At 61.7% G+C, this 14486-nt stretch carries 16 protein-coding genes and 3 pseudogenes; 12 read left to right on the plus strand and 7 right to left on the minus strand.

The genetic code is table 11. From position 1 onward, the window contains the following. Positions 1 to 32 precede the first annotated feature (32 nt). From F9K07_RS07365 to F9K07_RS07380, 4 genes are all read left to right on the plus strand, one after another. Entirely contained in the window at positions 33 to 1010 is a 978-nt protein-coding gene (locus tag F9K07_RS07365) for a Bug family tripartite tricarboxylate transporter substrate binding protein (protein ID WP_159590857.1), read from the plus strand. A 465-nt stretch (positions 1011 to 1475) separates the two neighbouring features. Continuing rightward, a complete protein-coding gene (locus F9K07_RS07370; protein ID WP_159590860.1) occupies positions 1476 to 2015 on the plus strand; it encodes a TRAP transporter small permease subunit in 540 nt (179 codons plus the stop codon). Further along, positions 2015 to 3535: a TRAP transporter large permease gene (locus F9K07_RS07375; protein ID WP_159596854.1), complete on the plus strand. Its 1521-nt coding sequence runs from the start codon at positions 2015 to 2017 to the stop codon at positions 3533 to 3535. The genes F9K07_RS07370 and F9K07_RS07375 overlap by 1 nt, the downstream gene beginning before the upstream one ends. After that, entirely contained in the window at positions 3532 to 3981 is a 450-nt protein-coding gene (locus F9K07_RS07380) for a hypothetical protein (RefSeq protein WP_159590863.1), read from the plus strand. The genes F9K07_RS07375 and F9K07_RS07380 overlap by 4 nt, the downstream gene beginning before the upstream one ends. A 110-nt stretch (positions 3982 to 4091) precedes the next feature. Here the strand turns inward: F9K07_RS07380 and F9K07_RS07385 are convergent, their stop codons facing one another. Further along, complete coding sequence (locus F9K07_RS07385; RefSeq protein WP_201451526.1) at positions 4092 to 4625, minus strand: Lrp/AsnC family transcriptional regulator; 534 nt, start codon at positions 4623 to 4625, stop codon at positions 4092 to 4094. A gap of 49 nt (positions 4626 to 4674) precedes the next feature. On the opposite strand from F9K07_RS07385, the pseudogene F9K07_RS07390 reads away from it, so the two are divergent. The 5 genes and pseudogenes from F9K07_RS07390 to F9K07_RS31765 form a co-directional block, all read left to right on the plus strand. Beyond that, positions 4675 to 5792: pseudogene (locus F9K07_RS07390) on the plus strand (thiamine pyrophosphate-binding protein); the annotation flags it as partial. Positions 5793 to 6118: 326 nt separating this feature from the next. Continuing rightward, positions 6119 to 6250, plus strand: a complete 132-nt coding sequence (locus tag F9K07_RS32055; RefSeq protein ID WP_268894746.1) for a hypothetical protein — start codon at positions 6119 to 6121, stop codon at positions 6248 to 6250. A gap of 17 nt (positions 6251 to 6267) precedes the next feature. Then, positions 6268 to 7733: pseudogene (locus F9K07_RS07395) on the plus strand (cyclic peptide export ABC transporter); the annotation flags it as partial. A 134-nt stretch (positions 7734 to 7867) separates the two neighbouring features. Continuing rightward, positions 7868 to 9054, plus strand: a protein-coding gene (locus F9K07_RS07400) for an IS3 family transposase (protein ID WP_201451527.1) whose coding sequence is annotated in 2 segments (ribosomal slippage) — positions 7868 to 8123 and positions 8123 to 9054 — 1188 coding nt in all. Because the reading frame shifts where the segments join, the coding sequence is not laid out codon by codon here. 34 nt (positions 9055 to 9088) lie between these two features. Next, positions 9089 to 9208: pseudogene (locus tag F9K07_RS31765) on the plus strand (IS6 family transposase); the annotation flags it as partial. 112 nt (positions 9209 to 9320) lie between these two features. Here the strand turns inward: F9K07_RS31765 and F9K07_RS07405 are convergent. From F9K07_RS07405 to F9K07_RS07425, 5 genes are all read right to left on the minus strand, one after another. Further along, positions 9321 to 9872, minus strand: a complete 552-nt coding sequence (locus tag F9K07_RS07405; RefSeq protein WP_159590866.1) for a hypothetical protein — start codon at positions 9870 to 9872, stop codon at positions 9321 to 9323. Positions 9873 to 10309: 437 nt separating this feature from the next. Then, positions 10310 to 10495 (minus strand): hypothetical protein, encoded by a 186-nt coding sequence (locus tag F9K07_RS07410; RefSeq protein WP_159590869.1) that lies wholly within the window; start codon positions 10493 to 10495, stop codon positions 10310 to 10312. Between the two features lie 154 nt (positions 10496 to 10649). Next, positions 10650 to 10859, minus strand: coding sequence for a hypothetical protein (locus F9K07_RS07415; RefSeq protein ID WP_159590872.1), 210 nt, complete (start codon positions 10857 to 10859; stop codon positions 10650 to 10652). After that, positions 10856 to 11056: a hypothetical protein gene (locus F9K07_RS07420; protein WP_159590875.1), complete on the minus strand. Its 201-nt coding sequence runs from the start codon at positions 11054 to 11056 to the stop codon at positions 10856 to 10858. The genes F9K07_RS07415 and F9K07_RS07420 overlap by 4 nt, the downstream gene beginning before the upstream one ends. 113 nt (positions 11057 to 11169) lie before the next feature. After that, on the minus strand, positions 11170 to 11400 hold the full coding sequence (locus F9K07_RS07425; protein ID WP_159590878.1) for a hypothetical protein: 231 nt from the start codon (positions 11398 to 11400) through the stop codon (positions 11170 to 11172). A gap of 240 nt (positions 11401 to 11640) precedes the next feature. Between F9K07_RS07425 and F9K07_RS32060 the strand changes: the two genes are divergently transcribed. From F9K07_RS32060 to F9K07_RS07440, 3 genes are read left to right on the plus strand one after another with little or no spacing between them, the layout of a single operon-like run. Further along, positions 11641 to 12036 carry a DUF3489 domain-containing protein gene (locus F9K07_RS32060; protein WP_159590881.1) on the plus strand — a complete coding sequence of 132 codons (396 nt, stop codon included), beginning with the start codon at positions 11641 to 11643 and terminating at the stop codon, positions 12034 to 12036. Continuing rightward, the gene (locus tag F9K07_RS07435) at positions 12033 to 12428 is read left to right on the plus strand and encodes a DUF2924 domain-containing protein (RefSeq protein ID WP_159590884.1); all 396 of its coding nucleotides are present in this window, start codon (positions 12033 to 12035) and stop codon (positions 12426 to 12428) included. Before F9K07_RS32060 ends, F9K07_RS07435 begins: the two co-directional genes overlap by 4 nt. Continuing rightward, positions 12428 to 14173: a recombinase family protein gene (locus F9K07_RS07440; protein ID WP_159590887.1), complete on the plus strand. Its 1746-nt coding sequence runs from the start codon at positions 12428 to 12430 to the stop codon at positions 14171 to 14173. The genes F9K07_RS07435 and F9K07_RS07440 overlap by 1 nt, the downstream gene beginning before the upstream one ends. Here F9K07_RS07440 and F9K07_RS07445 read toward each other — a convergent pair. Further along, complete coding sequence (locus F9K07_RS07445) at positions 14170 to 14478, minus strand: helix-turn-helix domain-containing protein (RefSeq protein WP_159590890.1); 309 nt, start codon at positions 14476 to 14478, stop codon at positions 14170 to 14172. The two genes, F9K07_RS07440 and F9K07_RS07445, sit on opposite strands and share 4 nt — an antisense overlap. Positions 14479 to 14486 lie beyond the last annotated feature (8 nt).

The following is a 14486-nucleotide window of genomic DNA, read 5'->3' on the forward strand; positions in this document are numbered from 1 at the left end:
CTACGTGTGACCAAAAATAGATGGAGACAGTTATGTTCGGTTCTTTCATACATGGTGCTCAGACTCTTCTTCTCGGAGCGGTTCTGGTCGGCGGCAACGACGCGCAGGCACAGCAATTTCCGGCGAAGCCCGTTCGAGCGGTACTACCGTATTCGGCAGGAAGTGGTCCGGACACTGTGATGCGGCAAATTTCAGAGAACATCGCGCATTCTTGGCGGCAGCCGCTGCTCATCGGAAACAAACCCGGCGCCAACAGTTGGATCGCTTTGCAGGAAGTCAAGCGGGCCGCCGCTGATGGCTACACGGTTTTGGCGGTGGACTCCACGCCCATGACTTTGCAGCCGCACCTGTACAAGCAACTTCCGTTCGATCCTTTGAAAGACTTTGAGCCGATCGCGTCTCTCTATTCGACAGGGTTCTTCGTTGTCGTTCGGGCCGAATCTCCCTGGAAGAACGTATCTGACTTACTGACGGCCACAAAGAAGAAGCATGTGACGTTTGGCAGCTGGGGAATAGGGAGCGTGGCCCACCTTGGACTCGCACAGCTTGAAGCCGCTACAGGCGTAGAGATGACGCACGTGCCGTTCAAGGAGCTCCCCATGCTCTACGCTGCGGTGGCAACCGGGCAGGTTGACTGGACCTTCGGCACCCCAGCAAGTGCGGGTCCGCTCTATCGAGGAGGCAAGGTAAAACTACTTGCGTATGCAGGACCCAAACGCCTGCTTGGTTTTGAAGAAGTGCCAACGATGGAAGAGGCAGGTGGACCTCGGAACTTTGAACTACGCACTTGGCTGGCGTTGTACACGCCAAAGGGAGTTCCGAGTGCCGTTTCAGAGCACATCAGGGCTGATGTAGAGAAGGCATTGGGCAGCCCGGAAGTATTGAAAAGCTTCGCCCTTAACGGCTTTGAATCCTGGACTGAGAGTCCCGAAAGAATCACTGAATTGATCCGGACCGACAGCCGAAAGTACGGCGAAATAGCGAGAAGGGTGAACATCTCGCTGGATTGACGCTTGTCGCACGCGCCGACACCACTCGCGCTGCAGATCGGCTGCAAAGCTGGGTGGGCGATCTGCGAGCCTGTGCGTTCGCCAGCGCCACGCTGATCAACAACGTCCGTGTGATCCCGCACATCGGCCCGCACGACGAATGCCTGCCCGACGACCTCGCCAAAGCACTGCACGTGAGCCTGAAAGCGCGGATACAACTCAGCACAGCCTTCCTGCGCTCCACCTGCATCTGGGTGAAAGCGGGCTGGCGTGGACCGCGCAAGGTGCTCAACATTTCATCCACCTGGGCCGTAGCGCGATGGCCTCGCAAGCACCCTACTGCACCACCAAAGCCGCCAGGACCGCTTTGCACGCTGCGCCACGCTCGACGGGGGCAAGCGAACACGGCGCGGGTCGTCCGCGCCGTGCGTGATCGCCACCGACATGCAGCAACAGCTGCGCAACCCCCTACGAGGAGACATCTGCATGAAAAGCCTGCTGGCATTCGCCCGGCTGATCGACGCGCTCACCGACCGTTTTGCGGTCGTGGCGCGCTGGGCCATCCTGATCGCCTGCGCGATCAGCGCCACGAACGCGGTGGTGCGTTATTCGCTGGACTACAGCTCCAACGCTTTCCTGGAAATCCAGTGGTACCTGTTCGCGGTCTGCGTCATGTTCGGCGCTTCGCAGGTGCTGCGCGTCAACGAGCACGTGCGCGTGGACATCTTCTACGCCATGTACCCCACGCGCACCAAGGTGTTGATCGACCTGGCGGGCCTGTGCCTGTTCCTGTTGCCCCTGACGCTGTTCGTCGCCTACCTGTCGTTTCCGATCTTCGTCAAGATGGTCGTGAGCGGGGAAATGTCGAGCAACTCCGGCGGCCTCATCCGCTGGCCCGCGATGCTCACCATTCCTCTGGGCATGTCCCTGGTCGCGTTGCAAGGGGTCTCCGAAGTCATCAAGCGCGTGGGTTGGCTCATGCACGTGCATGAAATGGACACCCACTACGAAAGGCCTCTGCAATGATCACCATGGAGCAATTCGCCCCCATGATGTTCGGGGGGCTGATCCTCGTCATGCTGATCGGCTTTCCCGTCGCCTTCTCGCTGGGCGCCCTGGGCCTGGCTTGCGGCTTCTTCGCCATCGAGATGGGCTGGTTCCCGGCCTCGTTCATGGGCAACCTGCCGCTGAACCTGTTCGGCATTCTCTCGAACGAGCTGCTGCTGGCCATTCCCTTCTTCACCTTGATGGGCGCCATCCTCGAGAAGTGCGGCCTGGCCGAGGACTTGCTGGAATCGATGAGCCAGTTGTTCGGCCCCAAGCGCGGCGGCCTGGGTTATTCGGTCATCGTGGTGGGCTTCATCCTGGGCGCCATCACCGGCACCGTGGCGGGCCAGGTGATTGCCATGGCGATGATCGCGCTGCCGATCATGATGCGGCACAACTACGACATGCGCTACGCCACCGGTGTGCTGGCGGCGTCCGGCACGATCACGCAGCTCGTGCCACCGTCTCTCGTGCTGGTGGTCATGGCCGACCAGCTGGGCCGCTCGGTAGGCGACATGTACAAGGGTGCGTGGGGTCCGTCGATCCTGCAGGTGCTGATCTTCCTGGCCTATACCTTCATCCTCACCCGTCTGCGGCCCAATGCCTTGCCCGGCATTCCGCTGGAAGCGCGCACCGCCAGCGGCTGGGCGTTGTGGAAGCAGTGCCTGCGCGGCATCATTCCCTCGGCCATCCTGATCTTCGCGGTGCTCGGCAGCATGGGCGGGTTGCCCGGCATCACCCACGCCATCTGCACGCCCACCGAAGCCGGCGCCATGGGCGCGGCGGGTGCCTTCATCCTGGCCGCTCTCCACCGCCGCCTGACCTGGCCGCTGGTGCGCGAAGCCATCACCGGCACCATGCGCATCACCGCCATGGTGGTGTTCATCCTGATCGGCGCGCGCGTGTTCTCGCTCGTGTTCCAGGGGGTGGATGGCGGTATCTGGATCGAGCACATGCTCAGCAGCCTGCCGGGGGGGCAGACCGGCTTCCTGCTGGTGGTCAACGCCTTCATCTTCTTCCTGGCGTTCTTCCTCGACTTCTTCGAGATCGCCTTCATCATCCTGCCGCTACTGGGCCCGGTGGCCGACAAGATGGGCATCGACCTGATCTGGTTCGGCGTGCTGCTGTGCGTGAACATGCAGACCAGCTTCATGCACCCGCCCTTCGGCTTCGCGCTGTTCTACCTGCGCGGCATCTCCGACTCGCTGTTCAAGAACGGCGCCTTGCCCGCCAAGGTGCAGTCGCGCGACATCTACCTGGGTGCGGTCCCGTTCGTGCTGCTGCAGATCCTGTTGGTGCTGATCGTGATCTTCGCGCCGCAGACGGTGACCGTGTTCCTCGACGAGAAGGTGGTCTACGACCTGGACAAGGTCGAGATGCCCGCGGTGGAGGAGGCCGGTGAGGCCGAAGACACCGACATGGAACACATGATGCAAGGCATGGAGGAGAAAACCGAGCCTGCCGCACCCGAAACTCCCCAGGCGCCCGAGAAGAAATGATCTCCCCGGCGTTGAACTCGGTGGAAGGGCGGTCGTTCCCGCGTTCCACCCAGGTGCTGGCCACGGTCGCCGTCGTGGCCTTGCTGGCCAGTGCCTGGAAGGCGCGCAGCGCACTGGCGGCCATGACACTGCCGTCCGAAGTCCTGCTGCTCGCGGGCCTGGCGGCGGTGGTGGTGGTGTGGGGCTACCTCAACATTCTGTTCAGCACCACACGCATCTCCAACGACGCCATTTCGCAGGGCTGGTTGTGGCGCACCAGTGTGCAGTTGCGCGACATTGCACAGGTGAAATTGTTGCGTTTCAAGCCGCTTGACTTCCTGGTGGCACCACGCCTTGTGGTGCGTGCCGGTGCATTGGGCAACACCACCTTCCACATGGCCGACCCGGCCGTGCTGGCGATGGTCGATCTGCTGGTGCACGGGCAGGCCGAACTTGTCGACGCCTGAGAGTGGGAGTCCTCGGGCGCGACCGCGACAGGTCCCGTGTCGGCGATGTTCAGAGCCTGGACTCGCCGCAGCAGGAAGTGGGCGACGAGATGTTAAGCGCTTTCTGTCTTTTATCGTCGATCGTTAACGATCAGGCCCAAGGGCGCCTGCGCGTCCTTGAGCATGCGCAACACGAAGCTGGACTTGCTGTGGCGGATACCTGGAATCTTGTAGAGCTTCTCGCGCAACAGCCGTTCGTAGTCGCGCGTGTCTTTCACAGCGATGCGGATGAAGTAGTCGTAATCGCCCGAGACCAGGTAGGCCTCCATCACCTCGGGTATCGCGGCCAGCACGCGACCAAACTCGAACAGCGTCTCGTCGGTGTGGCTTTCCAGCGTGAGCTGCACGATCACCGTGTCGCGGTAACCCAGGCGCGTGCGGTCCAGTTCGATGCGGTACTGTTTGATCACGCCCTCGGCCTCCAGCCGCTTGATGCGCGTCCAACACGTGGTGGGCGAGAGCTTCACCGCCGCGCCGATCTCTTGCAGCGTGCGGCGCGAGTCTTCCAGCAGCTCGCGCAAGATGGCCAGGTCGTGCTTGTCGAACTGAACCGGTGGTTTTTCTCCGTTTTGGTCGATTTTTCGAATGGTTTTCGCTGTTGTCATGGCATGTGCCACGAATATCGAAGCACATTTTCCTTCCATTCCGAAAAATATGCGCATGAACACCGCCGTCCTTGAAAATCCATCGCCCACCGGCCCCACGGTGACCGCGCGCAACGGCGCCGAGACCTTGCTGGACACCCTCGTCGCCTGCGGCATCGACACCTTCTTCGGCTACCCCGGCGGCGCCGCACTGCCCCTGTACGACGCGTTGCACGGCCAGCCCGCGATCCGCCACGTGCTGGTGCGCCACGAACAGGCGGCGGTGCACGCGGCCGAAGGCTATGCGCGCACCATCGGCCGCCTGGGTGTGGTGCTGGTGACCTCGGGGCCAGGCGTGGGCAACACCATCTCCGGTCTGCTCGATGCCATCAGCGATTCGGTGCCGGTGCTGTGCATCAGCGGCCAGGTGGCCAGCAACGTGATCGGCACGCAGGCGTTTCAGGAGTGCGATGCGCTCGGCATCTCGCGCCCGGTGACCAAGTGGAACCACCAGCCGCGCGATGCGAACGAGGTTGCCGAAGCGGTGCGCATTGCCCTCAGCGGACGGCCCGGTCCGCTGCTGCTGGACATGCCGAAGGACGTGCAACTGCAAAACGTGGACGCCGCTGCCACGCCATCGCCTGCGCCCGAAGTGGTGAGCGCGCCCGCGCTGCCGCCGCCAGAAGCCTTGCAAGCCGCCGCCACGCTCATCGCCCAGGCGCAACGCCCCGTGCTCTACGGCGGTGGTGGCCTGATCAACGCGGGTGAGGCCGCGTGCGAGCGCTTCACCGAACTGGCGCGCGCGTGGCACCTGCCGACCACGCTCACGCTGATGGGCCTGGGCGCCATGCCCGCGTCCGACCCGTTGTTTCTCGGCATGCTGGACATGCACGGCACGGTGGAGGCCAACCTCGCCATGCACCACGCGGACCTCATCGTCTGCGTGGGCGCGCGCTTTGACGACCGCATCACCGGCCGCCTGAGCGACTTCGCACCCGGCGCGCGCAAGATCCACATCGACTCCACGCCGGCAACATCGGCCGCGTGATCCCGGTGGACGTGCCCCTGGTGGGCGACTGCGGTGCGGTGCTCGAAGCGCTCAGCGCCTTGCTGCCGGCCGAACGTCTGGACCCGTGGTGGGTACGCGTCCAACACTGGCGCTCGTCCGACTGCCTGACATGGCCTCCGAGATGGAGTGGGAAATCATGGATAAGTGAAGCGAAGAAAAGTGGTGCAGGGATGATGGTCTGCTGTGCGCTTCAATATCTCGTTTTTTCTTGTCATCCCCCGATATGGCTGCACGAACGCCAAGCAGTCTGACTTGCCGGCGGGCGTTGAGATCAGCGATCTTGGGAAAGCAGCTTTGCCTATGCGGAGGGGTAGCTTTCTCCGAATAGGCGACTGGTGGCTGTAAATCCACGACTCTGTTCGAGACATGCAGACGGAAGTACGGCAGCCCGTGTAGTACGTCTCGTGCAGCCAGCGGCTGTACTCGACCTCTACCTCACTGTTTCATGAGCACTGTCGAGAACGGATTTTCAGTGGCGGCTGGCGCCAAAGCCGTGGTGACCAAGGCCAAACTGCTTGGTGTTCGCCTTGCAAAGGTAACTGGCTCTTTGGAAGAAGTCGGCAGCTTCCGGCGGTGAGTCTGGGTCAAAACGGTATATCCAACAACATCGTGGGCCAGCGCCTTGTCGCTCAGGTCCGTAAAGATCTGGCGCTGAAGATTCTTGCGGCGCCCATCGACGCGCTTGAGCGCTATCGCATGCACAGGCTGATGCCAGTTCTGACGCAGGACGTGGACATGATCAGTGACGTGGCCTTCATGCTGGCCGCGACCATGATCTCTCTGTCAGTGACGCTTGGCTGCTTGGCCTATCTCGCTTGGCTGTCGCTGCCCATGTTCGCGTTGCTGGTGGTGGCGATGCTGCTCGGCGTGGTTGTTCAAGCCAGGGCCCACAGCATCGGCATCTCGGGCTTCTTCAAGTCGCGCGAGGAGGAAGAGTTGCTGCACAAAGCCTATCGCGGCATCAGCGAAGGCGCCAAGGAACTGCGCATGCACCGCGATCGCCGCGCCAGCGTGTACGAAGGGCAGATCGAACGCACTGTCGACGCCATCCGCGACATCAATCGGCGGGCCATCAACATTTTTGTGCTCGCGTCATCTTTCGGCTCGGCGCTGTTCTTCATGCTGATCGCGCTGATTCTGAGTTGGGCTGCGTGGCAACCGACTGACCCGGTGGTGCTCAGTGGTTTTGTTTTGATCCTGCTGTTCATCAAGGGCCCCATGGACCAGATCATCGGCGCCATGCCACGTCTGGGCCGCGCCCGGGTGGCCTTCGGGCGCATCGCCGGCCTGTCTGCCCGCTTTGCCACGCCGGAACCGCACCTGCGCCTGGATTCCGCCGTCACTTCACAGCCGCTGTGCGAACCCATTGAGCTGCGCGGCGTGCGCTATGCATTTGAGGCACCCGAAGGCGGTGAATCCTTCGTTCTAGGACCTGTGGACCTGAAGATCAGCCGTGGAGAGATTGCCTTCATCGTCGGCGACAACGGCTCCGGCAAGACCACCCTTATCAAGCTGCTGCTTGGCCTCTACGCACCGCAGCAGGGCGAACTGATGCTCGACGGCAAGCTCGTGAAGCCAGAGACGCGCGACGACTATCGGCAATTGTTCACCACCGTGTTTCCGACTTCTATCTCTTCGAAGATCTCGTGGTCGGAGAGGAGGGCCGGCAACAGGCGCTGCCCGAGGCCGCCTTGCCCTACTTGCAGCGGCTCGAAATTGCTCACAAGGTGTCGGTGAAGGACGGCGCTTTCAGCACCACGGATCTGTCGACCGGCCAACGCAAGCGCCTGGCGTTGGTGCATGCTTACCTTGAAGGTCGCCCGGTGCTGGTGTTCGACGAGTGGGCGGCTGATCAGGATCCGAGCTTCCGCCATCTCTTCTACACCGAGCTGTTGCCCGAGCTGCGTGCAAAGGGTCACTCGCTTGTGGTCATCTCTCACGATGACCGCTACTTTCACGTGGCCGACCGTGTGATCGTAATGACGGCCGGGCGCATCGCAGAAGACCGTGTTCGCATTCCGTCGGGCGTCGCCGCCTCCGCACCGTTGCCCCTAAGCTGACAAGGAGGGTAGTTCACATCCTTGGTGAAAGGCGCATAGATACAAGGACCTCTCGATTTGGTTTTCTCGAATGACCTTGCCCCCGGAAAACGTATCCCTTGCTGAGTGTTTCAATGCAAGCAAGGAGATCGGAAATGAGCAAGACAGTGCGGGCGCGCTACACGCTGGAGTTCAAGCAGGAAGCCGTGCGCCTGGTGACAGGTGGACGGAGCATCGCAGCGGCTGCGCGCACGCTGGGCGTGGTGGAGCAGACATTGTTCAACTGGGTCAAGGCTGAACGCCAGGGCAAGCTCACAGGGGCCGACAGCAAGGTCGTGAGTGCCGAGCAGATGGAGATCAGCCGTCTGCGGGCGGAACTGGCGCGCGTGAAGATGGAGCGCGACATCCTGGGAAAAGCGACGGCGTACTTCGCAAAGGCGCAGAGCTGAAGTACGCCTTCATCCACCGTCACCGCCAGGTGTGGCCGATCTCGGTGCAATGCCGGGTTCTGCAGGCCGGCATCGCCGGGTACCACGAACACTTCGTTCGCCGTGCCAGCGATGCCCAGCGGCGTCACCTCAGCGACGACGCCCTGCTGGTGCACATCAAGGCGATCCACGCCGAAACGCGCGGCGGCTACGGCTGGCCACGCACGTGGAAAGAACTGCTGGCCAGAGGTATCCGCGTGGGCAAGGAGCGGGTGCGCAAGCTCATGCAACTGCACGGCATCCGGGCCAAAGGCAAGCGCCGCTTCAAGGTCACCACGGACAGCAACCACAGCCTGCCGGTGGCGACCAATCTGCTGGATCGGCAGTTCGACGTGGCCGAGCCCGATAAGGTCTGGGTGGGCGACATCACCTACATCTCGACCGACGAAGGCTGGCTGTTCCTGGCCGTGGTGATCGACCTGTTCAGCCGCCAGGTGGTGGGCTGGTCGCTGCGCGAGGACATGACGCGGGACATCGTCATCGATGCACTGCGCATGGCCTGGTTCAAGCGCCATCCGGGCAAGCACGCCGGGTTGATCTTCCACAGCGACAGGGGCAGCCAGTACGCCAGCGAGGACTTCCGCGACGTCCTGACCGAGTACGGCATCACAGCCTCGATGAGCCGGCGCGGCAACTGCTGGGACAACGCCTGCAGCGAGCCGCTGTTCGGGTCGCTGAAGGTAGAACGGCTGCATGGCCAACGCTTCGTGACACGCCGCCAGGCAAAGGACGAGGTGATTGACTGGGTGCTCTGGTACAACCGGAGCCGGCTGCACTCGACGCTGGCGTACGTCAGCCCGATGCGGTTCGAGAAAGACTGGCATGCGGCTCGGGCCAGGCAAGCCAATTCGTAGTTCGGCTATGGGATACGGATTTCGGGGGCAAGGTCACTTCGCTCTCAAGCGTCACCTGCTGCGCCCATCGCTTTACCGCAAACAGCTCGCTGCGCGCTTTGAGGCATGGCGCCTTTTCACCGGTAGCACCCAAGATCCGTCCGCCGCCTTCTGAGCCTTTGATCCCCTGCAAGCCTTGCGACCTGGCATCGCCAACGTGACAATGCCCTGTTTGGTTGTTGAAATCCACCGCATGTACCTGGCCCCTCCGTGCCGGCAGCTCAACGCTACTTTTCAAAGGGCGCGAGCGGCCTTGTCGGCAAGTTGCCATCAACCCGCTGCGTGAGGTCAATCGTGTGGCCCATCGTCTGGCTACCGGTCCTGTAGAAGTTCAGCGGCTCGGCGGTCTTCGTTTTCTTGCCGGTGAATCCGAAGAGCTTTTCCGGCCCGTGCCAACTTCGACCACTGGCAAAAACGAACTCATAGGTTCCCAGCGGCACGCTAACGCTCACGGTCTCACCCACGCGCAGCGGCACAAGCCCAACGAGCCGCCCGGTCCCGGCCTCGTTGATGCGCACCGCGTGGAGTTGATCGCCTCGCGCTGGTGCTTTGATCGTGAGAGGCGCGCCAGTGGCATCGGGCGCACTGACGTACCACATCACCTGGCCGTGAGGCGGGAAGGGTAGGCCCCCGGCGGGCACCACGAGATATTTGACTGCGAGATAGAGCGCAGCGCAGATGCCGATGGTCCACCACACGATGCGCGACTTTGACCAGCCATTGACGGACGCGGCGCTTCGGTGTCGCTCGTGCATGTAGTCGCGGTCAGTCAGTCCCATACTTTTCTCTGTCAATGCAATAGACGAGCGTAGCAACTTCTGCCACGCGAGGTCGATCCATCATCGGTGCCAGAGCGTCATGACGCGCAATCAATCTGTCGTGTTGTGACCTATTCCGCATGATCGCGCGTCGGTGGCGAACATCGGGGACTATTGGCAGGTCGATGTTCCTAGGCGCCTTACTCGCATAGCGCTAGCATGTTGAGCATGGACCCGGACCAGATCGATATTGCCGAACTTCGCATGTGCATGCGATTGGGACTCGACTTCATCACCTAGCCCAGATCACAGCCGCACGCGATTCGCTGGAGCGTCGGGTACTTCTGGCGCTGTCGGAGACAGACTTATCAGAGATGCCCGAGGGGTGGTCATGGAAACATGCGGCGCATGAAATCGCCGTCCGGGTCTCACTGGCGATCGTTGAGGAAGACGGCAAGTCAGGCTTGCCGTAGCGCTTTATTGGCGACGTGTCTCATCAAGTGAGCGCGCACGCTTTCAAGCAACGCTTCGGGGGTAAGAAGGGGCTCCAATTTGCGCGGAGTGTCTACGCCGAGCTGTGTACCGATGGACAGATCTTGTTGATCTGTCGACATACGAACGTAGGCGGCGGCGATCACTTGCATAAGCACCATCCTTTTTTCAGCGACGCAGGGCAATTTTGCGCTCAAAGTTGTCTGAGCGCGGCCTCGGTAGAGACCTGTTGGCCTGATGCCGGTAGTCTTCGAACATGGCCATCTGGTGGGCCATTGCACTCCGGTCAGAACCTATGCTGAGACACTATGGGTGCAGAAACTGCTCAGGAATGAGCCAGTAAGCCCAGTCCTGCAGCATCTTGCGTCGCTCGGGCAGGAACTCAGCTCGGTTGTATGCCGCGTGAACCTTGTCGTCGGGTGAATGCGCAAGCATGCGCTCGATTGCGTCGGCGCTGTATCCGCCCTCATTGGCCCAGGTGCTGCCCACGGTGCGCAAGCCATGGCCGGTCATCATTCCTTTGTAGCCAACCTGTCGATCAGATAGAGGACCGCGTTCTCGGACATGGGGCGATCAGGCCGCAGATCATTGGGGAACACGTAGTCACTGCCTCGGCTGCACGCCTTGAGATTTTTAAGGATTGTGAGTGCCTGCTTGGGCAGTGGCACGAGATGGTCCTTGCGGCGCTTCATCTTGCCTTCAGGTATGCGCATGCTGGAAGGAGAAGAAGCTCGACGACTCGGTCCGCTCCCCTTGTGGCTTCCGTGTCCATGCGTTGATGAGCACGCCTCTTGAATTTAGACGCGCACTTGCGGTGCTCTGTGCTTCACCAGAACTTCCACGATGGACGTAGCGCTTCTTCCTGCCGTTGCTCCAGTGGGCGCAAATCCAAAGCGTCATAAACGGTGTCGTTCGACGGTGTCGAAAAGCGGCGCCGGACTTCTCGCTCCAGCGCATGCGCGATGCCTCGCGCATGCTTTTCCCCTCGCAGCGCACGCGTTCTCCATTCGTGCGCCTGGGCCTTCAATTCATGGTCTTGCAAGTCTTGTGGTTCCATCGTCGGATGATTGTGCCGTGCATTTTTGGATCTGTTTTGCCCCTCGGTGAAAACCCACCCCTCGCATCCGGCCACCCACACAACTTCACGGCAGAGTGGTTTACATCCGCGAATTCCGACATGAATGCAAGTCAATCCGCGCAATGACGACTGTTCACTACAACTACTCGCGAACGGACTTGAGCCGTTGCGAAGGTAGAGCGTTACTACCCCGGTGCCGCGTTGGCACCGGAGCCTCAAATGAAACGTTCGTCATCAAACCCAGTCAAGTCCAAATTAGTTCTCGCTACACGCCGCCCGACTTCTTCCAAGCCGGTCGCACGCAAAACGTCGCAACGCTCCTCTTCGAAGGTGCCCGTTAAAACGGCTTCGCCGTCACTGCGCAAGCGCGCCGCAGCTCCAGTCAAACCGACCGCGCCTGATCCGTCCCGGAGCAAGCAATCCCAACTGATCTCCCTGTTGGGCGCTGCCTCGGGCGCGTCCATGGCCCAGCTGACATCGCTCACCGGATGGCAACCCCACACGGTGCGCGGCACCATCAGCGGATCTCTGCGCAAGCGCCTGGGACTGAACGTGCAATGCCTCGTGGAAGAGGGTGTGCGCGTCTATCGCATCATGGAGGCCTCGGCTCCATGAGTGCGTTGGATTCGTTGCAGTCGGCTGATCGCGAGTTTCTCGCCTCGCGCTGGCAAGGTTTGTTCAAGTGCGATCCACCGGCGCGCGTGCACATCGGGTTGATGCGCGGCATTTTGGCCTGGCATGCCCAGTGCGAAGCCAGCGGCGTTAAACCGCCTCCATCGCAATCCGTCCCAGTCTTACCCGACCCGGCTGCATCGGGCCGTCCCGCCCCTGGTCTGCGCCAAGGCACCCGTCTGATTCGCGAATGGCGAGGTGCCACCCACGAGGTTCTGGTGATCTCCCAAGGTTTCGAATATGCGGGCGAAACCTACAAGAGTCTGAGCGCCATTGCCCGTGCCATCACCGGCACCCCGTGGTCGGGCCCGGCCTTCTTCGGAGTCAAGCGCTGATGGCGAGCAAGGCATCTTCTGGTACGTCCATTGCATCGGGCTCCCTCGCCATTCCATCTCTGGCCTGTGCGATCTACACCCGAAAATCTTCCGAGGAGGGCCTGGAGCAGGACTTCAATTCGCTGCATGCGCAGCGCGAGGCCTGCGAAGCCTATGTCCTGAGCCAGAAGAGCCTGGGATGGACTCCCATCCCCACCGCCTACGACGATGGCGGCTTCTCCGGCGGCAACGTCGCGCGGCCGGCTCTGAAGCGCCTGATCGCCGATATCGAGGCCGGCCTGGTCAAGGTGATCGTGGTCTACAAGGTGGACCGCCTGACCCGGTCCCTTGCCGACTTCGCCAAGCTGGTGGAGCTTTTCGACGCCATGGGTGTGTCCTTCGTCTCGGTCACGCAGCAGTTCAACACCACCACCTCCATGGGTCGGCTGACTTTGAACGTCCTGCTGTCCTTCGCCCAGTTCGAACGTGAAGTCACCGGTGAGCGCATCCGCGACAAGATCGCTGCGTCCAAGCGCAAGGGCATGTGGATGGGCGGTGTTCCCCCGGTGGGGTACCGGGCCAATGGCCGCACCCTGGAATTGGACGAACCCCACGCCTCCCGCGTCCAGGAGATCTATGTGCTGTACCTGAAGCTCAAGTGCATTCGGCGCTTGAGCGAGGAAGTCCAGGCCAAAGGTTGGTTGACACCGGAACGCGAGAACAAGCGCATCGGCTTTGGCGGTAACAAGGCTTTCAGCCGTGGCCACCTGCACCGCATTCTCAGCAACCCGATCTATGCGGGCATGGTTCACCACAAGGGGGAAAACCACCCGGGGCAGCACACCGCCATCATTGCGACGGAACTCTGGACCGCCGTACAGAAGCGCCTGGAGTCCAACCGGCAAGGACAGAAAACCCAATCCCACGCCCAGAACCCCAGCCCGCTCAGCGGCAAGGTGTTCGATGAAACCGGCCGCAGGTTGATCCCTTCTCACACCACCAAGGGCAAGAAGCGCTACCGCTACTACGTGACCCCGGCCGATGACCCGGGTGAGCCGATCCGTCTTCCTGCGACAGAGATTGAACAGTTGGTCTCCACCGCCATCGTGAACTGGGCGTCCAATCAAAAGCTGGTGCTCGACGCGGTGGGCTGGGGCGATGCCCAGCAGGCGGCTTACGTATTGAAAGAAGCGAAACGGCTCACTTTATCCTTGCAGAAGGGCGTGAACGCGACCCAGACGGTGGCAGCCGGAACGTCTGAGCTGAGGTCGTGCGTGAGCCGGGTTGAGGTGGCGCCGACATGCGTTCGCATCACGCTGGACCTGATCGGCTGTGGACTCCAAAAGGCCGGAGAAGGGCAGGGGGAGGCCATCGTCGACGTCCAGATCGAGCGCAAGCGCAGCGGCATGGCCGTGCGCCTGGTCATTGGTAATGGAGGGCCCGGCAACCAGCAGCAGCGAGATCCCGATCCCGGCCTTGTGGCGTTGATGGGCAAGGCCAAGACGCTGCTCAAGATGCTTACCTTCGGAGGTCAGACGATTGAAACCATCGCCGAGCGGGAAGAGCTCAGCGCGAGGTACGTCAGCCGGGTGATCAACGTGGGCTTGTTGGCGCCGGACATCGTGCAGGCGATCGAACGAGGGGATCACCCCAGCGAACTCAACGCCACGCGGCTGATCACGGCCGTGCCATTTCCGATGGACTGGGCACAGCAGCGAAAGATGCTGGGTATGGAAGCGACGAGCAGCTTCCACGCAGGCATCTAGCCGTTGTCGCTTTGCGCTCGCAGAGCGTCCAGCATCTTGCGGCGGGCTTCCGCTGGCAGGCGGTGATACAGGCGCAGTAACTCCGCCTCATCCTCACGCGCCGCATAGAAGTAGGCGGCGGGGAGTTTCAGAACCTTCGCCAGGGCCACCACCAGGTCGTAGTTCGGTGAGCGCGCGCCGACTTCGTAGCGGTTCATGCGGGCGCTGGCCGACATGGGATCGAGACCGGCCTCGATGCCCAGCCCCTCTTGTGAAAGTCCCACTTCCGTGCGCGCCGCTTTCAGGCGCTTCCCAAACACTGACATTCAAGCCC

It is taken from the genome of Hydrogenophaga sp. BPS33, from assembly GCF_009859475.1.
GTDB lineage: Bacteria > Pseudomonadota > Gammaproteobacteria > Burkholderiales > Burkholderiaceae_C > Hydrogenophaga.